Source organism: Hydrogenophaga sp. ANAO-22, from assembly GCF_042466645.1.
GTDB lineage: Bacteria > Pseudomonadota > Gammaproteobacteria > Burkholderiales > Burkholderiaceae_C > Hydrogenophaga.
In genome coordinates, this window is sequence record NZ_CP159956.1 from 1691699 (window position 1) to 1716291 (window position 24593).

22 protein-coding genes are annotated in these 24593 nt (G+C 70.2%); 13 read left to right on the forward strand and 9 right to left on the reverse strand.

Going from position 1 to position 24593, the window contains the following annotated elements; genetic code table 11:
• The first annotated feature begins 60 nt into the window (after positions 1 to 60).
• Positions 61 to 984 (forward strand): LysR family transcriptional regulator, encoded by a 924-nt coding sequence (locus ABSY19_RS07935; protein ID WP_382163737.1) that lies wholly within the window; start codon positions 61 to 63, stop codon positions 982 to 984.
• Here ABSY19_RS07935 and ABSY19_RS07940 read toward each other — a convergent pair.
• Positions 981 to 1994 (reverse strand): NAD(P)H-dependent flavin oxidoreductase, encoded by a 1014-nt coding sequence (locus ABSY19_RS07940; protein WP_382161048.1) that lies wholly within the window; start codon positions 1992 to 1994, stop codon positions 981 to 983. The two genes, ABSY19_RS07935 and ABSY19_RS07940, sit on opposite strands and share 4 nt — an antisense overlap.
• Positions 1991 to 2806 carry an IclR family transcriptional regulator gene (locus tag ABSY19_RS07945; protein ID WP_382161051.1) on the reverse strand — a complete coding sequence of 272 codons (816 nt, stop codon included), beginning with the start codon at positions 2804 to 2806 and terminating at the stop codon, positions 1991 to 1993. The genes ABSY19_RS07940 and ABSY19_RS07945 overlap by 4 nt, the downstream gene beginning before the upstream one ends.
• 70 nt (positions 2807 to 2876) lie before the next feature.
• Between ABSY19_RS07945 and ABSY19_RS07950 the strand changes: the two genes are divergently transcribed.
• The 7 genes from ABSY19_RS07950 to ABSY19_RS07980 are packed head-to-tail and all read left to right on the forward strand — an operon-like array spanning position 2877 to position 10741.
• Positions 2877 to 4100 (forward strand): iron-containing alcohol dehydrogenase family protein, encoded by a 1224-nt coding sequence (locus ABSY19_RS07950; protein ID WP_382161054.1) that lies wholly within the window; start codon positions 2877 to 2879, stop codon positions 4098 to 4100.
• Positions 4097 to 5560, forward strand: a complete 1464-nt coding sequence (locus ABSY19_RS07955) for an aldehyde dehydrogenase family protein (protein ID WP_382161057.1) — start codon at positions 4097 to 4099, stop codon at positions 5558 to 5560. The genes ABSY19_RS07950 and ABSY19_RS07955 overlap by 4 nt, the downstream gene beginning before the upstream one ends.
• 24 nt (positions 5561 to 5584) lie before the next feature.
• Positions 5585 to 6550, forward strand: a complete 966-nt coding sequence (locus ABSY19_RS07960) for a Bug family tripartite tricarboxylate transporter substrate binding protein (RefSeq protein WP_382161060.1) — start codon at positions 5585 to 5587, stop codon at positions 6548 to 6550.
• Between the two features lie 26 nt (positions 6551 to 6576).
• Entirely contained in the window at positions 6577 to 7326 is a 750-nt protein-coding gene (gene fabG / locus ABSY19_RS07965; protein WP_382161063.1) for a 3-oxoacyl-ACP reductase FabG, read from the forward strand.
• A complete protein-coding gene (locus tag ABSY19_RS07970) occupies positions 7323 to 7820 on the forward strand; it encodes a MaoC/PaaZ C-terminal domain-containing protein (protein ID WP_382161066.1) in 498 nt (165 codons plus the stop codon). Before fabG ends, ABSY19_RS07970 begins: the two co-directional genes overlap by 4 nt.
• Positions 7817 to 9943, forward strand: coding sequence for an acetate--CoA ligase family protein (locus ABSY19_RS07975; RefSeq protein ID WP_382161068.1), 2127 nt, complete (start codon positions 7817 to 7819; stop codon positions 9941 to 9943). Before ABSY19_RS07970 ends, ABSY19_RS07975 begins: the two co-directional genes overlap by 4 nt.
• Before the next feature lie 42 nt (positions 9944 to 9985).
• Positions 9986 to 10741, forward strand: coding sequence for a citryl-CoA lyase (locus ABSY19_RS07980; RefSeq protein WP_382161070.1), 756 nt, complete (start codon positions 9986 to 9988; stop codon positions 10739 to 10741).
• Positions 10742 to 10783: 42 nt separating this feature from the next.
• Here the strand turns inward: ABSY19_RS07980 and ABSY19_RS07985 are convergent, their stop codons facing one another.
• On the reverse strand, positions 10784 to 12730 hold the full coding sequence (locus tag ABSY19_RS07985; RefSeq protein ID WP_382161073.1) for a methyl-accepting chemotaxis protein: 1947 nt from the start codon (positions 12728 to 12730) through the stop codon (positions 10784 to 10786).
• 294 nt (positions 12731 to 13024) lie between these two features.
• Here ABSY19_RS07985 and ABSY19_RS07990 point away from each other — a divergent pair, with 294 nt between their 5' ends.
• Together ABSY19_RS07990 and ABSY19_RS07995 are read left to right on the forward strand one after the other, a co-directional pair.
• Positions 13025 to 14914, forward strand: a complete 1890-nt coding sequence (locus tag ABSY19_RS07990) for a PAS domain S-box protein (RefSeq protein ID WP_382161076.1) — start codon at positions 13025 to 13027, stop codon at positions 14912 to 14914.
• A gap of 113 nt (positions 14915 to 15027) precedes the next feature.
• Entirely contained in the window at positions 15028 to 16224 is a 1197-nt protein-coding gene (locus ABSY19_RS07995) for a serine hydrolase domain-containing protein (RefSeq protein ID WP_382163739.1), read from the forward strand.
• 24 nt (positions 16225 to 16248) lie between these two features.
• Here the strand turns inward: ABSY19_RS07995 and ABSY19_RS08000 are convergent, their stop codons facing one another.
• From ABSY19_RS08000 to ABSY19_RS08015, 4 genes are all read right to left on the reverse strand, one after another.
• Positions 16249 to 16779 carry a dihydrofolate reductase family protein gene (locus tag ABSY19_RS08000; protein WP_382161079.1) on the reverse strand — a complete coding sequence of 177 codons (531 nt, stop codon included), beginning with the start codon at positions 16777 to 16779 and terminating at the stop codon, positions 16249 to 16251.
• A 117-nt stretch (positions 16780 to 16896) separates the two neighbouring features.
• Complete coding sequence (serS, locus tag ABSY19_RS08005) at positions 16897 to 18216, reverse strand: serine--tRNA ligase (RefSeq protein WP_382161082.1); 1320 nt, start codon at positions 18214 to 18216, stop codon at positions 16897 to 16899.
• A 46-nt stretch (positions 18217 to 18262) separates the two neighbouring features.
• Positions 18263 to 19234 (reverse strand): 4-hydroxy-3-methylbut-2-enyl diphosphate reductase, encoded by a 972-nt coding sequence (gene ispH, locus ABSY19_RS08010; protein ID WP_382161085.1) that lies wholly within the window; start codon positions 19232 to 19234, stop codon positions 18263 to 18265.
• Positions 19234 to 19680: a peptidylprolyl isomerase gene (locus ABSY19_RS08015; RefSeq protein WP_382161089.1), complete on the reverse strand. Its 447-nt coding sequence runs from the start codon at positions 19678 to 19680 to the stop codon at positions 19234 to 19236. Before ABSY19_RS08015 ends, ispH begins: the two co-directional genes overlap by 1 nt.
• Positions 19681 to 19779: 99 nt before the next feature.
• On the opposite strand from ABSY19_RS08015, the gene radC reads away from it, so the two are divergent.
• Genes radC through ABSY19_RS08030 form a run of 3 tightly spaced genes read left to right on the forward strand, consistent with a single transcriptional unit; the run spans position 19780 to position 21598 of the window.
• Positions 19780 to 20472: a DNA repair protein RadC gene (gene radC, locus ABSY19_RS08020; RefSeq protein ID WP_382161092.1), complete on the forward strand. Its 693-nt coding sequence runs from the start codon at positions 19780 to 19782 to the stop codon at positions 20470 to 20472.
• 46 nt (positions 20473 to 20518) lie between these two features.
• Positions 20519 to 21154 carry a Smr/MutS family protein gene (locus tag ABSY19_RS08025; RefSeq protein WP_382161095.1) on the forward strand — a complete coding sequence of 212 codons (636 nt, stop codon included), beginning with the start codon at positions 20519 to 20521 and terminating at the stop codon, positions 21152 to 21154.
• Positions 21155 to 21196: 42 nt separating this feature from the next.
• Positions 21197 to 21598 (forward strand): VOC family protein, encoded by a 402-nt coding sequence (locus ABSY19_RS08030; RefSeq protein WP_382161098.1) that lies wholly within the window; start codon positions 21197 to 21199, stop codon positions 21596 to 21598.
• 4 nt (positions 21599 to 21602) lie between these two features.
• Here ABSY19_RS08030 and ABSY19_RS08035 read toward each other — a convergent pair whose 3' ends face one another.
• Positions 21603 to 22019, reverse strand: coding sequence for a group II truncated hemoglobin (locus ABSY19_RS08035; protein ID WP_382161101.1), 417 nt, complete (start codon positions 22017 to 22019; stop codon positions 21603 to 21605).
• A gap of 8 nt (positions 22020 to 22027) precedes the next feature.
• Positions 22028 to 24571 carry an ABC transporter permease gene (locus tag ABSY19_RS08040; RefSeq protein WP_382161104.1) on the reverse strand — a complete coding sequence of 848 codons (2544 nt, stop codon included), beginning with the start codon at positions 24569 to 24571 and terminating at the stop codon, positions 22028 to 22030.
• Positions 24572 to 24593 lie beyond the last annotated feature (22 nt).

The following is a 24593-nucleotide window of genomic DNA, read 5'->3' on the forward strand; positions in this document are numbered from 1 at the left end:
CCGCTTGACAATCACAAAAAACATGAACAATACGTCAAGTACATTTTGACATTCAACCCCATGGACTCCAACGCGCTCGTGCTCTTCGTGGGCATCGTCGAGGCCGGCAACCTCAGCTTGGCCGCCCGCCAGCTGAAGATGAGCCGGGCCAACATCAGCTACCACCTGGCGCAGCTGGAGAAATCGCTCGGCCAGCAGCTCATGCGGCGGACCAGCCGGCGCGTGGAGCTGACCGAGGTCGGCGAGCGGCTGTACCGGCACGGCAAGGTGGTGCGCGACGAATTGATGGCGGCGCGCGAGTCGGTGACGACCTTCGGGCGGTCGCTGCACGGCTCGGTGCGCCTGAGCGTGCCCACCGGCTTCGGGCACCTGGTGATGTCGGGCTGGCTGATCGAGTTCAAGCGCCGGTACCCCGACATCGCGCTGGAGCTGCTGTTCGACAACCGCGTCGACGACCTGCTGCACGAGGAGGTGGACGTGGCGGTGCGGGTGATGTCCGAGCCGCCGCAGCAGCTGGTGGCGACGGAACTGGCGGCGGTGCGCTACGCCGTCTGCGCCTCGGTCGAGCACGCGCGCCTGCATGCCATGCCCAGCACCCTGGAAGACCTGGCGCGCGTGCCCTTGATCACCTCCGCCGTCTCCGGCCGCGAGCTGCGGATCTCGGCCTACCGCGACGAGGAACGGCGCGAGCTGAGCCAGCGCCCCACCCTGGCCTCGGAGAATTTCCAGTTCCTGCGCGAAGCCATCCTGGCCGGCCTGGGCGTGGGGCTGGTGCCCGACTACGTCATCGACCAGGATGTCGCCGAGGGCCGCGTGGTCACGGCGCTTCACGACTGGCGGCTGAGCGTGTTCGGCACGCGCCTGTTTCTGCTGCGCATGCCGAACCGCTTCCAGACCCTGGCCACACGGACCCTGATCGACTTCGTCGTCAACCAGGTCCGCGCCTGGCAGGCGGGGATGCGCGTCGGGCCTGAGCGCGCTTAGGCCGACACCTGCAGGCGCTGGAATCGGCCACAGGCCTGCACGCACTCCCTTTGCAGCCGCTGCACGATGCTGGCCACAGGCTCGATCGCGCGCGCGAAGCCCACGGCGGGCCCCATGGAGAGCATGCCTTCTTCGTGCTGGCCGGCCTGGTAGGCCAGGGTTTGCGTGCGTTCGCCGCTGATCAGTTCGCCGAACGCCGCGTAGCTGTTCGCCCCCGTCTGCTCCAGCGCGGCCACCTTGCGCGCGTTGTCGTTGTCGATGATGCGCCAGGTGTCGCCCAGGCTGCCGAGCACGGCACGGGTGCCGTGCTCGTCGGTATTCACCACGCGCTGCTTGTAGGCCTCGTGCGCGGGCGTCTCCACCGCCGGGGTGAAGACGCTGCCCATCACCACCGCGTCCGCCCCCAGGGCCAGCGCGGCGGCGATCTGCCGGCCGTGGCCAATGCCACCGCCCAGCGCCAGCGGCACCTGCAGCCGCTCCAGCGCATACGCGCCATTCAGGAAGGTGGGCAGCTGGTTGTTGCCCGGGTGGCCGCCCTCTTCCATGCCCACCAGCGTGACCGCGTCCACCCCCATGTTTTGCGCCGCCACCGCGTGGCGCACGTGGGCGCATTTGTGGACGACCACCGCGCCTGCGGCCTTGATCTCGGGCAGCAGCGGCGTGGGCGGCAGCCCCGCCGTCTCGAAGATCCGCACGCCCTCTTCGAGCGCGATGCGCAGGCGCGTGAGCATCACGTCGTTCTGCGCCACGCGGCGCGAGAGCGTGAGGTTCACACCGAAGGGCTGGCCCTGGGTCCATTCCCTGCAGTCGCGCAGCGCCTGGCGGAACGCCTCGTCGGTGCGCGAGCTGCGCGCGGTGATGAAGCCCATGCCACCAGCGCGCACCATGGCAGCGACCAGGCGCGCGTCCGACAGCCACATCATCCCGCCCAGCAGCAAGGGCCAGCGGATGCCCAGCAGCTCGGTGATGCGCGTGGGAAGACGGTCCGGAATCGTGACGCCCGCGCTCATACGTGCCGCCCCATCAGCAGGATCGGATGCAGCTCCAGCGCCAGCTGGCGCAGCAGCGGCCCCACCTCGCCCAGCATCAGCGGCTGCGGCAGCAGCGTCGCCGGGCCGCCGCAGCTGATCACATAACGTTCACCGGCCGGCAGTTCGATGGCCGACGCCACGGTGTTGATCTGGTGCCGGGGGCGCTCGTGGTACGTGAAGCCGCGCTCCGGGTACAGCGCGATGGCCTGCGCCAGCGCCTGCTGCTCCGCCGGATCGGCGGCCGCCTCGCCGGCCTCGGCCAGCAACCGCGCGCGCTCTTCGGGCGTGCAGGACGCGAGGTAGGCCCAGCCGATCGCGCTGTGGAACAGCGGGATGCGCGAGCCCACGCGCAGGTTCATCAGCAGCGGCGAATTGCCCTGGCAGCGCAGCAGGTAGACGATGCTGTCGCCGTCCCGGCGCCCCAGGGCCACGGCCACCTGGTAGCGGTCGGCCAGCGACTGCAGCTGGGGCCGGATGACCTCCAGCGCCTCCTGCCCGGCCAGCGCGGCCGCGCCCAGCGCGATCACCGCCGCGCCCAGCTGCAGCTTGTCCTTGCCCGGCACCGGGCTCAGGAAGCCCGTCTTCTGCAGGGTGTGGCACAGCCGCCAGACGGTGGGTTGCGCCAGCCCGGTCAGGTGGGCGATTTCCGTGGTGCCCAGCATGCGCCGCTCGGCGTCGAAACAGCGCAGCACCTCCAGCCCGCGCGCGAGCGCCGTGACGAACTGGCGGTCGGGTTCGACCGCCTCCGGAGGGTCGCCCGCAGAGCGGGCGGACGTGTCGGTGCTTGACATGGGGATGCCGCCTTTCGTATGATCAATTCACTTAGCGAGTTGTTAATTCGCTATGCAAATTATAAAGACAATGACGGACAAAATCAACCCCCTGCAGTCCCCCACCGCCCCGGCGGCCGGCGGTGGCGTCTCCTGGCCGGGCGACAGCCATTGGGGCGCCGATGCGCTGGCGCGCGCCGTTGTGGCCGCGGGACCGCGCCTGCGCCAGCCCCTGGTCATCACCGACCCCGTGGTGTGGCGCGCCGTCGGCCCCGCCGTGCAAGCCGCGCTCGCCACCGTGCCCGGGCTGTCGTGGCAGGTGTACGACGGCGTGGTGCCCAACCCCTCGCTGACCCAGGTGCGCGAGGCGCTGCAGATGGCGCGGCGCCTGGGCTGCGCCAGCCTCGTCGCCGTGGGCGGCGGCAGCGCGATCGACGTGGCCAAGGTGGTGCTGGCCGGCCTGGCCGGCCACCTGGACGTGGAAGATCTGCAGGCGCCGCAGGGCCGGGCCTGGCTGGACGCCCCTGCCACGCCCCAGGACGCCCTGCTGCTGGCGGTGCCCACCACCTCGGGCACCGGCAGCGAAAGCAGCTCGGCCGCCCTGATCCAGGGCGACGACGGCCGCAAGCACCTGTACCGCTCGCTGCGCACCCGCCCCGCGATCGTGGCCTTGCAGCCTTCGCTGACGCTGGGCCTGCCACCCCGCCCCACGGCGCACGGCGGCTTCGACGCGGTGCTGCACGCGCTGGGCACCTGGGTCAACACCGACCCGTCCCCGGTCGGCAAGGCCCTGGCCCTGCACGCGCTGCGCATCTGCCTGCCCGCGCTGCCCGCCGTGCTGCGCGACCCCGACAGCCTGCAGGCCCGCGCCGACATGCAGATGGGCGCCTACCTCGCGGGCGTGGCCATTGGCCTGAACAAGGTGGACGCGGTGCACGGCATGTGCACGCCGCTCGAAGCGCGGGTGCACCTCACGCACGCGGAAGTGCTGGCCCCGGTGTTCAGCGTGGTGGCGCGCCACACGGTGCAGACGCACGCCCGCCCCTACGCGGACGCGGCGCGCACGCTGGGCATCTCGAACACCGGCGACGAGCCGCGCGACGCGCTGGCCCTGATCGAAGCGGTGGAAGCCTTGGCCCGGCTGGGCGGCATCGCCACGCGCTTCACCGATCTGCACCTGTCGGTGCAGGAGGCCGACCTGCTCGCGACCCAGGCGCGGCAAAGCGCCTCCACACCCCTGAACCCGCGCCCGCTGGCGCACGAAGACATCCGGTCGCTGTACCTGCAGATGGCCCACCCAGGAGTTTCCCCATGAACGTTGTCGACACCCGGCCCTACGAACTGCTCATCGGCGAGCGCTGGACCGCGGGGGCGCAAGGCCGCACCTTCGACACCCTGAACCCCGCCACGGGTCAGGTGCTGGCCCAGGTGCACGAAGCCACCGAGGCCGACGTGGATGCGGCCGTGATGGCCGCGCACGAGGCGTATCAACAACACTGGCGCAAGACCACCCCCGCCGAGCGCGGCCGGCTGCTGCGGCGCCTGGCCGATCTGTTCGAGCGCGACCGCGAAAAGATCGCCTGGCTCGAAACCCTCAACGTGGGCAAGCCCATCACGCACTCGCTGGATTCGCTCAAGGCCATGCCCGCCTCGCTGGCGTACTTCGCCGGCATCATCCCGGCCGTGCGCGGCGAGACCATTCCGGTGGGCCAGCCCGACGTGCTCAACTTCACCCTGCGCGAGCCCCTGGGCGTGTGCGCCCTGGTCATGCCGTGGAACTACCCGATGACCCTCACCGTCAACAAGCTCGGGCCGGCATTGGCCGCGGGCAACACGGTGATCCTCAAACCCTCGGAGGTGACGCCGCTGTCCACCATGGCGCTGGCACGGCTGTTCGAGGAAGCCGGCTTTCCCCCGGGCGTGGTGAACGTGGTCAACGGCCCCGGCGCCACCGTGGGCCAGCGGCTGGTGACGCACCCGCTGGTCTCGCGCGTGTCGTTCACCGGCGGCACCGTGACGGGCGCGCGCATCCAGGCCGCCGCTGCGGGCGACGTCAAGCGCGTGACCCTGGAGCTGGGCGGCAAGTCGCCCCTCGTCGTGTTCGACGACGCGCCGATGGAGAAGGCCGTGGCCGTGGCCGCGGGCGACCTCATCAAGAACTCGGGCCAGGTGTGCATTTCCTGCACCCGCCTGCTGGTGCAGGACGGCATCCGCGACGAATTCATTCAACGCCTGCAGCAGCGGCTCGCGACCGTGCGCGTGGGCTCACCCACGGACCCGGCCACCGAGATGGGGCCGCTGGTCAGCGCGGCGCAGAAGCAGCGCGTCGAGCAGTACATCGAAATCGCCGGCCGCGAAGGCGCCCTGCCCGCCGCGTCCGGGCAGATGGCGCTGGACGCCACGACGGCCGCCGGCTTCTTCGTGCGGCCCACGCTGCTGCTGAACTCGCACAACCGCATGCAGTCCGCGCAGGACGAGATCTTCGGCCCGGTGCAGTCGGTCATCGGCTTCCGCGACGAAGCCCAGGCGCTGGACATCGCCAACGACTCGCGCTACGGCCTGGCCGCCGTGCTGTTCACGCGCGATGGCGGCCGCGCCCTGCGCATTGCGCACGGCCTGCAGAGCGGCAGCGTCGCGATCAACACCGGCGTGCGCACCTCGTTCGATGCGCCCTTCGGCGGCTACAAGCAGTCCGGCATCGGCAAGGAGCGCGGGCTCGAAGCGATCTACGAAAACACCCAGCTCAAGAACGTCAAGTACGACATGAGCGTGTAAACCCTTTCAACCCAGGAGACCACCATGAAACTCAGCAAGAAAATCGTTTTCGGCCTCGCGGCGTGCACGCTCGCGGGCAGCGCCCTGGCCGAATGGCCCGACAAGCCCATCCGCATGGTGATCGGCTTCGCGCCCGGCGGCGCATCGGACATCGCCTTCAAGATGGTGCAGGAGGAACTCGCCCGCCGCCTGGGCCAGCCCGTGGTGCCGGACTACAAGCCCGGCGCGAACGGCAACATCGCCAACCAGGCCGTGGCCACCGCCGCGCCCGACGGCTACACCGCGCTGTGGGCCAACGTGGGCCCGCTGGCGGTCAACACCTACCTCTACAAGGGCGTGAAGATCGACCCGGGCAAGGCCTTCGTGCCCGTGACGCAGCTCACCGACTCGCCCCTGGTAGTGGTCGTGCCCAAGTCCTCGCCGTACCGCACCATGCAGGAGCTGCTGCAGGGCATCAAGCAGACGGGTGCCACGATGTCCTACGGCTCGGCCGGCCACGGCAGTTCCATGCACATCGCCGGCGCCTCGCTGGCCCTGGCCCTGAACGCGCCCATGACCCACGTGCCCTACAAGGGCAGCGCGCCGGCCATCCAGGACCTGCTCGCCGGGCGCCTGACCTTCATGGTGGACAGCCGCTCCACCACCGCCCCGTTCATCCAGGACGGCTCGCTGCGGGCCCTGGCCGTCAGCGGGGGCAAGCGCGCGGCCGACATGCCCGAAATTCCCACCGTGGAAGAGGCCGGCGTCCCCGGCTTCAAGGTCACCACCTGGCAAGCCGTCGTCATGCCCGCGGGCACGCCCAAGCCCATCGTCGACAAGTTCTCCAAGGCGCTGCGCGAGACGCTGGAATCGCCCGAGGTGCGCGAGCGCTTCGCGCGCATCTACACGCCGCTGGTGGGCAGCACGCCCGAGGTCTTCGCGAAGTTCTGGGAAAAGGAACGCGCCGAAGCCAAGACCCTGGTGGAAACCGCCAAGCTGCAGATCGACTGACCTTGCTTTGAATGGAATGACCGATCATGGATCTCGGACTGAAAGATGGCACCGCCTTCATCACGGGCGGTGCGGGCACGCTGGGCCTGGCCATGGCCCGGCGCTTCGTGCAGGAAGGTTGCAATGTCGTCGTGTGCGACACCAACCAGGACGCGATTGACGCCGCCTGCGAAGAGCTGACCGCCCTGGGCGGCCAGGCGCTGGGCGTGCGCGCCGACGTGACCAGCAAGGACGAGGTGGGCCTCGCCGTGCAGAAGGCCATCGAGCGCTGGCAGAAGGTGGACGTGCTGGTCAACAACGCGGGCTTCGCGCGCGACAGCTACCTCACCCGCATGCGCGAGGAAGACTGGCACGCGGTGCTCGACGTGACCCTGCTCGGCGCCTTCCATTGCTCGCGCGCCGTGCTGCCGCTGATGATGGCGCAGCGCCACGGCCGCATCGTCAACATCGCCTCGCGCGCGCACCTGGGCAACCCGGGGCAGACCAACTACTCGGCGGCCAAGGCCGGCCTGATCGGGTTCACGCGCTCGCTGGCGCTGGAGTCGGGCAAGTTCGGCATCACCGCCAACGCCGTCGCACCGGGCGTGATCTCCACGCCGCGCATGCAGCAGCGGCCCGACTACGCCGAGCTGACCGAACGCGCCAAGTCCAACACCCCGGTGGCCCGCCTGGGCGACCCGGCCGACGTGGCCGCCACCGTGGCCTTCCTGGCCTCGCGGCTAGCCGGCTTCACCACCGGCGAGACCGTGCACGTCACCGGAGGGCGCTACGCATGAACCCGCCCTTCGACCTGGACGAACACCTGGGCCGGCGCCTGTACTTCGACGACCTGCAGCCCGGCCAGGCCTGGGAGAGCCCGCGCCGCACCGTGACCGAGGCCGACGTGGTGCAGTTCGCGGGCCTCTCGGGCGACTACAACGCGCTGCACACCGACGCGGTGTTCGCCGCCGAGCACCCCTTCGGTCAGCGCGCCGCGCACGGCTTGCTGACCCTGGCCATCGCCTCGGGCCTGACCACCCGCATGCCGGTGTACCGGCTGATGGACGGCGCCCGCCTGGCGCTGACCGAGCTGCGCTGCCAGTGGCGCCAGCCCGTCTTCATGGGCGACACCCTGCACGTGGAGCTGCGCATCGGCGAGAAGACGCTCTCGAAAAAGCGCCCGGGCACGGGCCGCGTGGCGATGCACCGCACCGTGAAGAACCAGCGCGGCGAGGTCGTGGTGGACAGCGAATGGACCACGCTGATGAAATGCAGAACGGAGGCGGCATGAACGCGTGCCATCCTGACGGCGCCGTGCGCTTCGACGACCTCGCGGGCCTGACGCAGCCGCGTTCGGTGATGGTCGTGGGCGCCTCCACCAGCCCCGGCACGCTGGGCCACACCACCGTGCTCAACCTGCTGGAGCACTCGGATTTCAGCGGCGAGGTCCACCTCGTCAACCCCAAGGGCGGCGAGCTGATGGGCCGGCCGTTGCACCGCAGCGTCGGCGAGGTGCCGGCCCAGGGCATCGACGTGGCCCTGCTGCTGGTGCCGGCCGAATCGGCCATCGCCACGCTGAACGCCTGCGCGGCCCGAGGCGTGCGCTACGCCATCGTGTTCACCGGCGGCTTTGCCGAGCTGGGCGAGGCGGGCCGCTCGGTCGAGGCCGAGATGCGGGCGCTGGCCGAGCGCACCGGCATGCGCATCTACGGCCCCAACTGCGCGGGCATGACCCTGCTGGCCCCGCGCCTGGGACTGACCTTCTCGACCGAATTCCGCAACGACGGCCGCAGCGGCGCGCTCTCGCGCATCGGCCTGGTGACGCAGGGCGGCGGCCTGGGCCGCTCGCTGATGCAAGGCGACGAGCGCGGCGTGCGCTTCTCGCGCTGGTTCTCCACCGGCAACGAGGTCGATCTGGACAGCGCCGACTTCATCCACTGGCTGGCGCAGGACCCCGGCACCGACCTGATCTGCACCGTGATGGAGGGCATCAAGGACGGTGCGCGCTTCGTGGCCGCGGCCCAGGCCGCGCAACGCGCCGGCAAGCCCCTGGTCGCGCTGAAGATCGGCCGCTCGGACTTCGGCAAGAAGGCCGCCCAGTCGCACACCGCCTCGCTGGCCGGTGAAGACGTGGTCAACGACGCGGTGTTCTCGCAGTACGGCGTGATCCGCGTCGAAGACCTGGACGAGTTGCTCGACGTGGCCAGCCTGATCTCGCGCGTGGGCGTGCGCAGCCTGGAGCGGGTCTGCGTGTACTCGTCGTCGGGCGGCGCGGGTGTGCTGTCGGCCGACAAGGTCGGCGAAGCCGGCCTGGCCATGGCCACGCTGGCCGACACCACCGTGGCCGAGATGGCGAAGCACGCGCCCTCCTACGCCGCGCTGACCAACCCGGTGGACCTGACCACCAAGGCGCTGGTGGACCCCGAACTGGCGCGGCGCTGCCTCACGCCGCTGTTCGCCGACCCCGGCGTGGACGTGGTGCTGTACCCCATCACCTCCAACTACGCGGCCAGCACCGAAGGCATTGTGCGCAACATGCTGGAAGTGGCCCGCACCGGCAGCAAGGCCTTCGTGCCGGTCTGGATGAGCAGCCGGCGCGGCCCGGCGCACGAGCTGCTGGTGCGGGAAGGTTTCGCGCCGATCTACAGCCTGCGCAACGCCACATTGGCCCTGCGACGCTGCAGCGGATACGCGCAGCAGCTCGGCACCACCGACGAACCCGAGGCCGTGGTGGCGAACCCGTCCTCCTCGACCGTGCCGCTGCCCTGCAACGAGACCCAGGCCAAGGCACTGCTCGCGCAACACGGTGTGCGCTCGCCGCAGGAGGCGCAGGCCACCACCGCCGCGGAAGCCGCCGCGCAGGCGTGCCGCATCGGCTTTCCGGTGGCGCTCAAGCTGGTGGCCGACGGGGTGCTGCACAAGAGCGAGATCGGCGGCGTGGCCCTGCACCTGCGCGACGCAGAACAGGTGCGGGAGGCCTTCGACCGCATCCTCGCCAACGCGCGGCGGCACCTGGTGCCGGCGCACGCCATCCGGGGTGTGCTGGTCTCGGAGATGGTGACGGACGGCGTGGAAATGCTGGTCGGTATCCACCGCGATGCGGTCTTCGGCCCGGTGCTGAGCGTGGGCGCGGGCGGCGTGTGGGTGGAGGTCGAGGCCGATGTGGCCCGCTGCCACCTGCCGGCGGGCCGTGCTGTGCTGGAGCGCGCGCTCGACAAGACGCGCATCGCCCGGCGGCTCGCCAGCCACCGCGGCCTGCCCGCGCGCGACCGCGCCGCGCTGCTGGACGCCATGCAGCGCACGGCCGCGCTGTTCCTCGCGCTGGGCGACGGCGTGCAATCCCTGGAAGTGAATCCACTGGTCGTGCTCGACGACGGTCAGGGCGTGGTCGCCCTGGATGCCGTGATCGAGTGACGCACCGGCCACCCTGACACATCAAGCAAAGGAAAAACAACCATGTTCGACAGCCAGATCGGCGGAGGCGACGCCCATTCCATCCTGGTGCGGGGCCATGACCTGGTCAACGACCTGTTCAACCGCGACTTCATCGACGTGCTGGCGCTGGAGCTGCTCGGCGAGTTCCCCAGCCCGCCGCTCAAGCGCATGCTCAACCTGTTCCTCATCAGCGCCACCGACCACGGCCTCACGCCCAGCGCGCTGTCCTCGCGCCTCACACTGCACGGCGCCCCCGAGGCCATGCAGGGCGCGCTGGCCGCGGGCCTACTGGGCGCGGGCAGCCGCTTCCTGGGCGTCATCGAGTACAGCGCGCGCTTCCTGCGCGACGCGCTGCCCCCGAAGGACAGCTACACCGACGAAGAGCTGCGTGCGTGCGCCGAAGAATGCGTGCGGGCCAACAAGGCCGCCAAGCGCAAGATCCCAGGCGTGGGCCACCCGATTCATGTGGACGGCGATCCGCGCTGCGAGCGGATGTTCGAGATCGCCCGCGAGTGCGGCTACTACGGCGTGTACTCGCGCTTCGCGGTGGAACTCGCGGCGGCGGCGGCTCGCCAGTCGGGCCGCAAGATCCCGCTCAACGCCACCGGCGCCAAGGGCGCCATCGTGCTCGACATGGGCCTCACGCCCGAACTCGGCAAGGCGCTCACCATGATCGGGCGCACCGTCGGCCTGATGGCCCACATCATCGAAGAGCAGAAGAACCCCATCGCGCAAAAAGTGTGGGACATGGCCTCGGGCCACGCCGCGCACGGATAAGGCGAAAAAGGCGGCGCTCCGTCGCCGGGCCGCCACCGAGGTTCAGCCGTGGGTCGAGGCCCCGAGCTGGAACACGGACACCGTCTTCACCAGCTCGTCCGCCTGCTGGCGCAGGCTGCTGGCGGCGGCGGACATTTCCTCCACCAGCGCGGCGTTCTGCTGCGTGGTCTGGTCCAGCTGCACCACCGCTTCGCCGACCTGGCTCACGCCCGCGCTCTGTTCGCCGCTGGCGGTGCTGATGTCCGACATGAGGCGCGAGACCTTCTGGATGGATGCAATCAGCTCCTGCATGGTCTGGCCGGCCTCGTTCACGAGCACCGTGCCGTTGCCCACGCTCTCCACGCTGGTGCCGATCAAGGCCTTGATCTCGCGCGCGGCCTGGGCCGAGCGCGTGGCCAGGCTGCGCACCTCGCCGGCCACGACCGCGAAGCCCCGGCCCTGTTCACCGGCGCGCGCCGCCTCGACGGCCGCATTGAGCGCCAGGATGTTGGTCTGGAAGGCGATGCCGTCGATGACGCCGATGATGTCGGCGATCTTGCGCGAACCGGCGTCGATGTCCTGCATGGTGTCCACCACGCGCTGCACAGCCGCGCCGCCCTGCTCGGCCAGCGTGGTGGCCGAACGCGCCAGCTGGTCGGCCTCACGCGCATGGCCCGAGTTCTGGCCCACGGCGGTGCCCAGCTGCTCCATGGAAGCGGCGGTTTCCTCCAGCGCACTGGCCTGGTTCTCGGTGCGGCTGGACAGGTCCTGGTTGCCCTGGGAAATCTCCGCGCTGGCCGTGGCCACGGCCTCGGCACCGCGTCGCACGCGACCGACCACACTGGCCAGGTCCTTCTGCATGATGGCCAGCTGGGCCATCAGGCTCTGGGTGTCGCCGGCCCGCACGGGCACGGGCTGGCCCAGGTCGCCCCGGGCCACGCGCGCACTCACCGCCACCGCTTCGGCCGGTTCACCGCCCAGCGGGCGCAGCACGAGGCGCTGCAGGGCCCAGAGCAGGCCCAGCGACACCACCACGATCGACACCGCGCCCAGCAAGGCCGCGGTGAGGTTGAGCTGGCGCACCTCGGCGAGGATGCGGTCCTGCGGCACGGTGGCCGCGAAGGCCCACGACGAGTGGTCCCGGCCCACGCGGATCGGCACGTAGACACTGGTCACCTCGGTGTTCAGTCCCTCGTGCAGGTAGCGCACGCGCTGCGGCCGGTTCTCGCTCAGCGCAGTGCGCATGGCTTCCAGCTCGGCCGGCTTGGTCAGCGCCTGCCCCACCTGGGCGCGGTCGCGGTCGCCGACGTACAGGGCGCCGTTCGACAGCAGGCTGGCGTAACCGGTGTCGTAGATGCGGATCGCCTGCACCTTCTCCTGCAGGCTGGACAGCGGCAGGTCGATGCCCGCCACGCCCACGAACTGGCCATTGACCACGATGGGCACCGAGGTGGTCGTGATCAGAACTTCCTTGCCCGCGACCGTGTACTTGTAGGGCTCGATCAGCGTTTCCTTGCCGGTGCGCTTGGGCAGCTGGAAATAGTCGCCCGGGCCGGGCTTGTCATAGTCCACCAGCGGCTCCACCATCGGCGAGCCAGAACCCCGGTTCCAGTAGGGGATGTAGCGGCCCGTGGCGTCGTGGCCCGGCTTGTCCACGTACTCGGCATCGCGGCCGTCGAACGCGTTGGGCTCCCAGGCCACCCAGACCCCGAGGAACTGGGGCGAACCCTCCAGCACGTTGCGGATCAGCGCATCGGCCTCGATGCGGTCGGCCTGCCCGGTGGCCTTCAGGCCGCCCAGCGCCTGGGCCAGCGTGCGCGCCGCCGTCATGGTGGCGTTGAGCTCGGACTCCACCTGCGCCGCGTTGCGGCTCGCCAGCTCCTCGGCGTACAGGAGGGCGGTGCTTTCCTGCAGCTGGCCGGCCTGGCGGGTCAGCGAAATCACGGTGACGGCAAATCCGACCAGCACCACCCCGATGACCAGCAGCAGCAGCTTGGTGCGCAGGCTCATGGTGGCAAGAGGGGAACTCGTGGAAAGGGAGTGGGGATGAGACACGCGGCGGCTTCTTTCTTCGTCCAGTGGAAGTGAATGCCTGGCGCTGCCCGAAGGCGGGCGAAGCCAGGCGACCTGTCAGGACGGTGAATTTCCCACGCCGACGAATCCGCAAGACCGCGAACAGACGGGGAAAGCCGGGGCAATTCCCCCTCGTGGGGTCCGTGCGCCAACCCACACAGCCGCGCCGCCGTCGCGGCGTAGACTGGGGGCCGCCGCCGCCCACCCTCCCACCCCCTGGAGCGCACCTCAGTGACTGCCCCCGACACGCGCGAACCGTCCACCGCCGACCGCTTCCAGTTGCTGGTGGAGGCCGTCCAGGACTACGGCATCTTCATGCTCGACCCGGCGGGCCACGTGATGTCGTGGAACGCGGGGGCCGAACGCATCAAGGGCTACCGCGCCGACGAGGTGATCGGCCGGCACTTCTCGATGTTCTACCCGGAGCCGGCGCGCGCCCGGAAATGGCCCGACCACGAGCTGCGGCAGGCCGCGGCGGTCGGCAAGTACGAGGAAGAAGGCTGGCGCGTCCGCAAGGACGGCACGCCGTTCTGGGCCAACGTGGTCATCACCCCGATGCGCGATGCGCACGGCACGCTCACCGGCTTCGGCAAGGTCACGCGCGACCTCACCGAGCGGCGCGCCCACGAAGAGGCCCTGCGGCAAAGCGAGGAGCGGTTCCGCCTGCTGATCGAAGGCGTGCGCGACTACGCCATCTACATGCTCGACCCCGACGGCATCATCCAGAGCTGGAACGGCGGGGCCGAGGACATCAAGGGCTACGCGGCCAGCGAGGTGATCGGCAAGCACTACGGCATGTTCTTCCGGCAGGAGGACGTCCAGGCGGGCCGCCCCGTGCAGGAACTCAAGGACGCCCTGGCCCACGGCCGGACCGAAGACGAAGGCTGGCGCGTGCGCAAGGACGGCTCGACCTTCTGGGCCAACATCATCGTCACGCCCATCCACGGCGCGGACGGCTCCCTGCTGGGCTTCGCCAAGGTCACGCGCGACATGAGCGAGCGCAGCAAGCTGCGCGAGCTGGAGCATTCCCTGAAGCGCATGAACGAGTTCCTCGCCATGCTGGCCCACGAGCTGCGCAACCCGCTCGCGCCCATCCGCAACGCGGTGTCGATTCTGCAGCTGGAAGCCTCGCCCAGCCCCACGCTGCGCACCAGCCGCGACATGATCGACCGGCAGTTGACCCACCTCACGCGGCTGATCGACGACCTGCTGGACGCCGGGCGCCTGACCAGCGGCAAGATCCGCATCAAGCCCGAGCGCGTGTCCTTCAACCAGGTGGTGGCCCGGGCCATCGATGTGGCGCGGCCTTCGATGGACGCGCGGGGCCAGGCCTTCGACGTCGACATCCCCGCCGCCAGCCTCTGGGTGAACGCGGATGAAATCCGCCTCGCCCAGGTGCTGCAGAACCTGCTGGGCAATGCCTCCAAGTTCACGCCCATCGGCGGCACCATCAAGCTGAGCGCGCGCGTGAACGCCGCCCGACTGCGGGTGGAGGTGGCCGACAACGGCGAGGGCATCTCGGCCACGGCCATCCACGAGATCTTCGCCCTGTTCTCCCAGGGCGACGGCGTTGCCGCGTCGCGGCAGTCCGGCCTGGGCATCGGGCTGGCGCTGGCGCGCTCCATCGTGGAGATGCACGGTGGCACGATCGCCGCGACCAGCCCCGGGCCGGGCCAGGGCAGCGTCTTTCATTTCGAGTTGCCCGGCGCGTCCATGGATGCGCAGGCAAGCCAGCAGGAAACGCCCTGGCTCCTGGTCGTGGACGACAACCGCGACGCGGCCGACAGCCTCGCGGACCTCCTGCGCATGCTCGGTTGCCGCGTGCGCACCGCCTACGACGGCAAGGCCGCGCTCGAAGCCGCCCGGCAGGACGGCCCCCGCATGGCGTTTCTCGACATCGGCATGCCCGGCAGGAATGGCGCGCAGGTCCTGCAGGAACTGCGTGCCCTGCCCGGTGGCGACACCCTCTTCGCCGCCGCCGTCACGGGTTACGGCACCGAAGACGAGAAAGCCGGCCGCGCCGATTTCGCCGGCTTCGACGCGCGCCTGCAGAAGCCGGTCGGGCTGTCCGATCTGAGAGAACTGTTGACACGCGCCCACCTGGGGAGCCACCTGCCATGAAATCCACCCTGCTGCCGTTCGCGCTCGCGCTCGGCGTGGTCACCGCCACCACCGCCTTCGCCCAGACCCCGCCGCCGGACGCCGCGGCCAGCGACCCCGCCAAGCTGGGCTGGATGGTGGGCTCCCCGCCCCCACCGGAGCGGCAACTGCGCTTCGACGATGGGAGCTACTTCCAGTTTCCCGCGATGCGCTGGAGCGTGTCGAACTTCCGCCAGCTCATGCCCACGGTGAACGTCTCGCGTGGCGTGGGCGCGCCCACGCCGCTGCCGCGCGCGCTGCGACAGGACATCGACGCCGTGCGCTTCACCCCCCTGGGCGGCGCGGCCACCATGAGCTGGGCCGAATCGCTGGCCGCCAACTACACCGACGGCATCCTGGTGCTGCACCAGGGCCGCGTCGTCTACGAGCGCTACTTCGGGGTGCTGAACGCGCAGGGGCAGCACGGCGCCATGTCGGTGACCAAATCCGTCACCGGCACGCTGGGCGCGATGCTGGTGGCCGAAGGCCGGCTGGACGCGGACAAGCGGGTCGCGGACTACGTGCCCGAGCTGGCGCGCTCGGCCTTCGGCAACGCCACTGTGCGGCAGGTGCTCGACATGACCACGGGCCTCAAGTACAGCGAAGACTATGCCGACCCCAACGCGGAAGTCTGGGCCTTCTCGCAAGCCGGCAACCCGCTGCCCAAGCCGAAGGACTACTCCGGCCCGCGCAGCTATTACGAGTACTTGCAGACCGTGCAGCCCGAAGGCCGGCACGGCGCGGCCTTCGGCTACAAGACCGTCAACTCCGATGCCCTGGGCTGGGTCATCGCGCGCGTCACCGGGCGCAATGTGGCCGAGCTGCTGTCCGAGCGCATCTGGAGCCGGCTGGGCGCGGAGCAGGACGCCTACCTGACCGTGGACGCCACCGGCACCCCCTTCGCCGGCGGCGGCCTCAACACCGGCCTGCGCGACCTCGCGCGGTTTGGCGAGATGCTGCGCCAGAACGGCCGCTTCAACGGCCAGCAGATCATCCCCAAGGCCGTGGTGGACGACATCCGGCGCGGCGGCAGCCGCGAGGCCTTCGCCCAGGCCGGCTACAGCCTGCTGCCCGGCTGGAGCTACCGCAACATGTGGTGGGTCACCCACCAGCCCGACAGCGCCTTCATGGCGCGCGGCGTGCACGGCCAGCGCATCTACGTGAACCCGCAGGCCGGCGTGGTGATCGTGCGCTACGCCTCGCACCCGGTGGCGAGCAATGCCGCCAACGACCCGACCACGCTGCCGGCCTTCGACGCGGTGGCGCGGCACCTCATGCGCCAGCCGCGCTGACGCAAGCCGCCCTCGCAAGAGGCCTCAGGCCGGCACGTAGGTCAACCGAAGCACGTCCTCGCCCATCGGCTCGTGGCTCACCAGCCGCAGCGGCGGCCGGGGCCCGGCGAAATAGGGCTGGCCCTGGCCCAGCACCACGGGGTGCAGGTAGATCCGGTACTCGTCGATCAGGCCCAGCTCGGTGAGGCGCTTGGCCAGGTTCGGGCCGGCCACCTCGATCTCGCCGTCGTGCCCGGCCTTCAGCGCGCGGATCGCGCCCTCGAGGTCATCCCCCACCAGCGTCGCATTGGGGCCGACCGACTTCAGGGTGCGCGAGACCACCCACTTCGGCTGCCGGCGCCACGCCGCCGCGAAGGCGCGTTCCTCGGCGTCCCATTCCGGATGCTCGTCGTCCCAGTAGCGCATGATCTCGTACATCACGCGACCATAGACGCTGCCCGTCTGCCCCTGGGCCTGCTCGATGAAATGGCGAAAGAGCACGGGGCCGGGCGCGAAACCCGTGTGGTCGACGTAGCCGTCGAGGGACTGGTTCATGCCGAACACGAGCTTGGCCATGGCGTTGCCTTTCTGGTGCAAAGGGGCCGCCGCCAACAGGGGCGCCCCACCCTCACGACGAACGGGCCAGGGCGCTTTCGACATCCGGGGAGCGGCCAGCGCCCACCGGGTGTCCGGTCACCGGGGCGTGAGCCGCTCCAGACCGCCCAGGTAAGGCCGCAGCGCCTCGGGCACGGTCACGCTGCCGTCGGCGTTCTGGAAGTTCTCCAGCACCGCCACCAGCGTGCGGCCCACCGCCAGGCCCGAGCCGTTGAGCGTGTGCACGAGTTCGTTCTTGCCCTGCGCGTTCTTGAAGCGCGCCTGCAGGCGCCGCGCCTGGAAGGCCTCGCAGTTGGAGACCGAGCTGATCTCGCGGTAGGTGCCCTGCGCGGGCACCCACACCTCCAGGTCGTGCGTGCGGGTCGAGCCGAAGCCCATGTCGCCGGTGCACAGCACGATCACGCGGTAGGGCAGGCCCAGCTTCTGCAGCACGGCCTCGGCGTGGCCGGTCATCGCGTCCAGCGCCTCGTAGCTCTTCTCGGGGTGCACGATCTGCACCATCTCGACCTTGTCGAACTGGTGCTGGCGGATCATGCCGCGCGTGTCGCGCCCGGCGCTGCCCGCCTCGGAGCGGAAGCACGGCGTGTGCGCGGTCAGGCGGATCGGCAGCTCGGCTTCGGCCAGCACCGTGTCGCGCACGGTGTTGGTCAGCGTGATTTCACTGGTGGAGATGAGGTAGAGCGCCTGCGTGTCCGGCACTTCCTCGCCTTCCTGGCCACCCTTCTTCACGGCGAACATGTCGCCCTCGAACTTGGGCAGCTGCCCGGTGCCGAGCAGCGTCTCGGCGTTGACGATGTAGGGCGTGTAGCACTCGGTGTAGCCGTGCTCCTGCGTCTGCACGTCCAGCATGAACTGCGCGAGCGCGCGGTGCAGGCGGGCGATCGGGCCGCGCATGAAGGTGAAGCGCGAGCCCGCGAGCTTGGTGCCGGTCTCGAAGTCCAGCCCGAGTTTTTCGCCAATGTCGACGTGGTCGCGCAGCTCGAAGTCGAACGCGCGCGGCGTGCCCCAGCGGCGCAGCTCCACGTTGCCGTTTTCGTCCTCGCCCACCGGCACGCTCTCGTGCGGCAGGTTGGGCACGGCCAGCAGCAGGTCCTGCAGCTCGGCCTGGATCACCTCCAGCCGCGCGGCCGAGGCTTCCAGCTCGGCCTTGAACGCCGCCACCTGGGCCATGGCCGCGTCGGCCTCGGCGTGCTGGCCCTTGCCCTTGAGCATGCCGATCTGCTTGGACAGCGTGTTGCGCTGGCTCTGCAAGTCCTCGGTGCGCGTCTGCAGCGCCTTGCGCTCGGACTCCAGCGCCTGGTAGGCGGGCACATCCAGGTAGGGCTGCGGCTGCTTGCGGGTCTGCAGGCGCGCCACGACCCCGTCGAGGTCTTTTCTCAGTTGAACGATGTCTAGCATGCGGCGATTGTAGTTTTGCGCCCCGGCCGGGCGCGGCGGGCGCGCCTCAGCGCAGGTGTTCCAGCGGCTTGGTGTCTTCGCCGTCGATCTTCAGGCCCTTGGGCAGCGGGAACTTGATGGTCTCGGTCAGGCCGTCCATCGTGCGCACCGAGATCGCGCCCAGCGCCTTGATGCGCTCGATCACCTGGCGCACCAGGATCTCGGGCGCCGAGGCCCCCGCCGTCAGGCCCACGCGGCTTTTGCCTTCGAACCACTCGGCCTGGATCTCGTCGGCGCTGTCCACCATGTGGCTGGGCGTGCCCAGCTTCACCGCCAGCTCGCGCAGGCGGTTGCTGTTGGAGCTGGTGGGGCTGCCCACCACGATCACGATGTCCACCTGCGGGCTCAGCAGCTTGACCGCGTCCTGCCGGTTCTGCGTGGCGTAGCAGATGTCCTGCTGCTTGGGTTCGCGCACGCTCGGAAAGCGCGCCTTCACGGCGTCGAGGATCTCCGCCGCATCGTCCACCGACAGCGTGGTCTGCGTGACCACGGCGAGCTTCTCGGTCTGCGCGGGCGCGGCGCGGGCCACGTCGGCCACGTCTTCCACGAGGTGGATGCCGCTGTCGAGCTGGCCCATGGTGCCTTCCACCTCGGGGTGGCCCTTGTGGCCGATCATGATGAACTCGTAGCCCTCGCGGTGCAGCTTGGCCACCTCCACGTGCACCTTGGTCACCAGGGGGCAGGTGGCGTCGAAGATCTGGAAGCCGCGCTGCCGGGCTTCCTCCTGGATCGCCTTGCTCACGCCGTGCGCCGAGAACACCAGCGTGGCACCGGGCGGCACGTCGGAGAGTTCCTCGATGAAGATCGCGCCCTTGGACTTAAGGTCGTTGACCACATAGGTGTTGTGCACGATCTCGTGGCGCACGTAGATCGGCCGACCGAACTTGGCCAGCGCGCGCTCGACGATCTCGATCGCGCGGTCCACCCCGGCGCAGAAGCCGCGCGGCTCGGCCATGATGATTTCGGGTGAATCGCCCATCACAGCACCCCGATCAGTTGCACTTCGAAGCGCACCGGCTGGCCCGCCAGCGGGTGGTTGAAGTCGAACAGCACCGCGCCGTCCTCGCGCACCTGGACGGCCGCGCCGGCGTAGCTGCCCAGGCCGTCGGGCGTGGGGAACTGCACCACGTCGCCCGCGGCGTACTGCTCGTGCGGGTCGCCCAGCTCGTTGAGCAGCTTGCGCGCCACCCACTGCACCATGTCCGCCTGGCGATCGCCGAAAGCCTCGCCCGCCGCGAGTTCGATCACCGTGCGCGTGCCCTCCTCCAGCCCGATCAGGCGCTGCTCGATCGCGGGCGAGAGTTCGCCCGCGCCCAGGCTGAGCGTGGCGGGCTTGCCTTCGAAGGTGTCAATGATCACCTGTCCCTGCGGCCCGGACATGCGGTAGTGCAGGGTCAGGAAGGAACCTTCTTGGACTTGGGGCATAGGTGGGGGAGTATGTCAGTAAAAAGTATGCGAAAAAGGCGGCTGGGGGCCGACACAGCCCCTATTGTAAAAACCCCACCCAATCAGGAAGGACCGCCCATGAATGGCCTGTCAATCAATGGCGTCAAGCACTGGCCGCGCGAATCACGCCCCCGCGAAAAACTGCTCGCCCGAGGCCCCACCGCGCTGAGCGATGTCGAGTTGCTCGCCCTGCTGCTGCGCACCGGCATCACCGGCAAGGACGTGCTGCAGCTGGCCCATGAACTGCTGAGCCGTTTTGGCGGCATCAGAGGCCTGCTGGACGCCGGCGCCGACTCCCTCAAGCAGATCAAGGGGCTGGGGCCCGCCAAACGCGCGGAAGTGGTCGCGGTGCTGGAGATCGCGCGCCGCGCGCTGACCGAGAAGCTGGAGAAACGACCCGTCTTCGAGAGCCCCAAAGCCGCGCGGGAATACCTTCAGCTGCAGCTGGGCGCACGGCCCCATGAAGTGTTCGCCGTGATGTTCCTGGACAGCCAGAACCGCCTGATCGCGATGGAAGACATGTTCCGGGGCACGCTCTCCCAGGCGACCGTCTACCCGCGCGAGATCGTGGTGCGCGCCCTGCACCACCACGCCTCGGCCGTGGTGCTGGCGCACAACCACCCCAGCGGCAACGCCGAGCCCTCGCTGGCCGACATCGAACTGACCCGCACCGTGCTCACCGCCCTGGCCCTCGTGGATGTGCGCGTGCTGGACCATTTCGTGGTCACGCGGGAGCACGCCGTTTCCATGGCCCAGGAGGGCCTGATGTAAACCCCGCGCCGGGCAGCGGCGGTCTGGCCGGGCGACAATTCCGGCCATGAAAGTCCACACGCTGGCCGAGTTGAAGGCGTTCAAGCGGGCCATGGCCGAACGCGCGGCGGCCGAGGCCCAGCGGCGCGAGGCCGAGCGGCTCGCCGCGCTGCGCCACGAGCGCGAACACCGGCTGTTCGAACTCGCGGTGGGCCCGGTGCAACGCATGCCCCATCGGGGCCGCATCGAGCCGCGCCCGGTGCCGGTGGACCCGGTGCCCCTGCAGCGCCAGCGCGACGAAGCCTCGGTGATGCGCGAGGCGCTGTCGGACGAGTTCGACGTCGAGACCCTGCTGCACACCGACGAGCTCCTGAGCTACCGCCGCCCGGGCCTGGGGCCGGAGATCGTGCGCAAGCTGCGCGAGGGCCGCTGGAGCATCCAGCGCCAGATCGACCTGCACGGCCTGCGCACCGACGAAGCCCGCGAGGCCCTGGGCCGCTTCATCCGCGAGGCCCACCTGGCCGGCCTTCGCTGCGTGCGCGTGGTGCACGGCAAGGGCCTGGGCTCACCCGGGCGCACCCCGGTGCTGAAGAACCGCGTGCTGCGCTGGCTGGTGCAGAAGAAGGAGGTGATCGCCTTCGTGCAGGCGCGCCCGGCCGAGGGCGGGGCCGGCGCGCTGGTGGTGCTGTTGCGCTCGGGCTGACGCAGGTCCATACTGCATGCCCGCTGTTGGAAAGGACCGCATATGCTGGCCAACGCTGCAGTGACCACCATGCTCCCCGTCGTCGACATGGCGCGGGCCCGCAAGTTCTACGAAGGAGGGCTCGGGCTGGTGCCCGGCGGCTCCCGACCGGATGGCAAATTCGTGTACCGGGTGGGCGGCAGCACCCTGGCGCTGTTCCCCAAGCCCGAAGGCACCAAGGCCGAGCACACTGCGATCAGCTTCCAGGTGGCGGACATCGCGGCCACCATCGCGAAGCTGAAGCAGGCCGGCGTGGTGTTCGAGGACTACGACTTCCCGGACTTCAAGACCGTGGACCACGTGTGCGTGCTCGGCGCCGAGAAGGCCGCGTGGTTCAAGGACACCGAAGGCAACTACCTGTGCCTGCACGAGGACATCCCGCAGCTGGCCGCCGCTGCGGGTTGAGGCGCTAGCCCGGCGAGTTGCGCATCCAGTCCGCGGTCTGGAAGAAGCTGGTCTTGAGCCGCTCGCGCAGCGGCGCGTCCACGCCGGTCTCGCCCATGGCTTGGTCCATGCAGGCCAGCCACTGGTCGCGCTCGATGATGCCGATGGCGAACGGCATGTGCCGCATGCGCAGCCGCGGGTGGCCGAACTGCTCGGTGTAGTGCTGCGGGCCGCCGAGCCAGCCGCAGAGGAACCAGAACAGTTTCTGGCGCGCGCTGTCCAGCGAGTTGCCGTGCGCGGCGCGCAGTTCGCGGTAACGCGGCTCGATGTCCATGAGGTCGTAGAAGCGGTCGACGAGTGCGCGCACCTGGCCCTCGCCACCGATCCAGTCGAAGGGCGTGGCGTGCTGCATGGGTTCCTGGGGTTGAATGAGATCGCTCATGCCGTTGTTCAGACTGCTGCCTTGCGCAAGGTTTCCACCACCGGCGTGCGCAGCACGCTGCGCAGCCCCCACCAGCCCGCCAGCAGTGCCAGCAAGGCGCCCGCGACGGCGCCGCCCAGCGGCACCCAGGGCGAAGCCGTCCACGAGAACTGGAACACGAAGCGCGCCAGCGCCCAGCCCACCGCGACCGCCACGGCCGAGGCCAGGAAGCCCGCCAGCAGGCCCACGCCGAGCAGCTCGATGCGCTGCACCTGGCGCAGCAGCTTCGAGCCCGCGCCCACGGCGCGCAGGATGGCGAACTCGCGCTCGCGCTCGCCGCGCGTGGCCGTGACGGCCGAGAGCAGCACCACCAGACCGGCCGCGAGCGTGAAGGCGAACAGGAATTCCACCGCGCTGATGACCTGGCCCAACACGCGCTGCACCTGCGCGATGGTCTGGCTCATGTCGACGTTGGTGATGTTGGGAAACTGGCGCACCAGCCCGTTGTCGAAACCGTTCGTGGGCTCGGGCGCGCGGAACGCGCTGATGTAGCTCAGCGGCACGTCGGGCACCTGGGCCACCGGGAACACCACGAAGAAGTTCACCCGCATCGAGCCCCAGTCCACCTTGCGCAGGCTGGTGATGCGGCCTTCGGTCACCTGGCCCGCGATGTCGAAGCCCAGGCGGTCGCCGAGCTTGAGGCCGAGTTCTTCGGCCAGGCCTTCTTCCACGCTCAGCGCATCGGGCTCGTTGTCGGTCCAGCGGCCGGCGATCACGGGGTTGTGCTCGGGCACGGTGGCGGAGTTGGAGAGGTTGAACTCGCGGTCCACCAGGCGCTGCGCGCGGTCTTCGGTGAAGTCTTCGGGCACCACGGCCTTGCCGTTGATGGTGACCAGCCGGCCCCGGATCATGGGGTACCAGTCGTAGCGCTGCACCCCGGCCTGCCGCAGCGCCTGCTGGAACGCCTCGCCCTGGTCGGGCTGCACGTTGATGACGAAGCGGTTGGGCGCGTCGGGCGGCGTGGCGTTGCGCCAGCTGGAGATGAGGTCGGTGCGCAGCAGCACCAGCAGCACCAGGGCCAGCAGGCCGACGGCGAGCGCACTGATCTGCACCACGGCATAGGCCGGGCGCGCCGAGAGCTGGCGCGTGGCCATGACGAGCGCACGCGGCGCGGTGGCTTCGTTCACGCTGGCGCGCAGCACTCGCACCGCTGCATAGCTGGCGGCGGCGAACAGCAGCACCGCGCCCGCGAAGCCGCCCACGGCGATGGCGCCGAGCAGCAGGTCGCGGCTGGCCGCGAGCAGCAGCGCGGCAAAACCGGCCACGCCCAGGCCCAGGACGGCCAGGGTGGCGGGCTTGAGCTGGCCCACGTCGCGGCGGATCACGCGCAGCGGCGGCACCTGGGCCAGCTGCAGCACCGGCGGCAGGCCAAAGGCCATCATGAGCGTGAGGCCCATGCCCAGGCCGAGCAGCACCGGCGCGATGCTGGGCGCGGGCAGGCTGGCTTCGACCAGCCCGGCCAGCAGCAGCACGAAGGCGTGGTGCACCGCGTAGCCGATGGCCACGCCCAGGGCGCTGGCGAACAGGCCGATGAGCGCGAATTCGAGCGTGTAGGCGCGCGCCATGGTGCCTTGCGAGAGGCCGAGCACGCGCAACATGGCGCAGTCGTCCAGGTGGCGCTGGGCGAAGCCGCGCGCGGCGATCGCCACGGCCACGGCGCACAGCAGCGCGGCCAGCAGGGCCACGAGGTTGAGGAATTTTTCGGCGCGCCCCAGCGTCTGCTGCATCTCGGGCCGGCCGCCTTCGAGCGACTCCAGCCGCATGCCGCGCACGTCGGGCTGCTCCATCGCCTTCGTGGCCCATTGGCTGAAATCGGCCACGCGGGCCTCGTTGCCGATCACGGCCAGGCGGTAGGTCAGGCGGCTGGCGGGCTGCACCAGGCCGGTGGCGGGCAGGTCGGCCGCGTTGAGCATGACGCGCGGCGCGAAGCTCATGAAGCCGCCACCCCGGTCGGGTTCGACCACGATGAGGCGCGCGATGGTGAACGTGGAGTCGCCCAGCAGCAGCGCCTGGCCCATCTTCAGGTCGAGCGCCGCCAGCAGGGCTTCGTCGACCCACACGGTGCCAGGCGCAGGGATCTCGCGGGTGGCGCTGTCGGGCCCGCCCTGGGCGTCGGCCACGCGCAGGCTGCCGCGCAGCGGGTAGCCCTCACCCACGGCCTTGAGCGCCACCAGGCGCGCGGCGCCGCCTTCTTCCTCTCGCGCGCGGCCCATGGTGGGAAAGCCCAGCGTCTGCGTGGTGGTCAGGCCCAGTTCGCGCGCGCGGGCCTCGAACGAGGGCGGCGGCACGTGGTCGCTGCTGATCACCGCGTCGCCGCCGAGCAGCGCGCTGGCGTCGCGCGTGAGGCCGCCCTGCAAGCGGTCGGCGAAGAAACCCACCGCCGTGAGCGCGGCCACCGCGAGGGTGACGGCGAGCATCAGCAGGCGCAGCTCGCCAGCGCGCCAGTCGCGGACCAGGGAGGACCAGCCCAGGGTCCAGAAGCGGATGGGCAAGGAGGGGGTGGGCGGTGTCATGGTGCGGGGTTCGAGCGCGCGC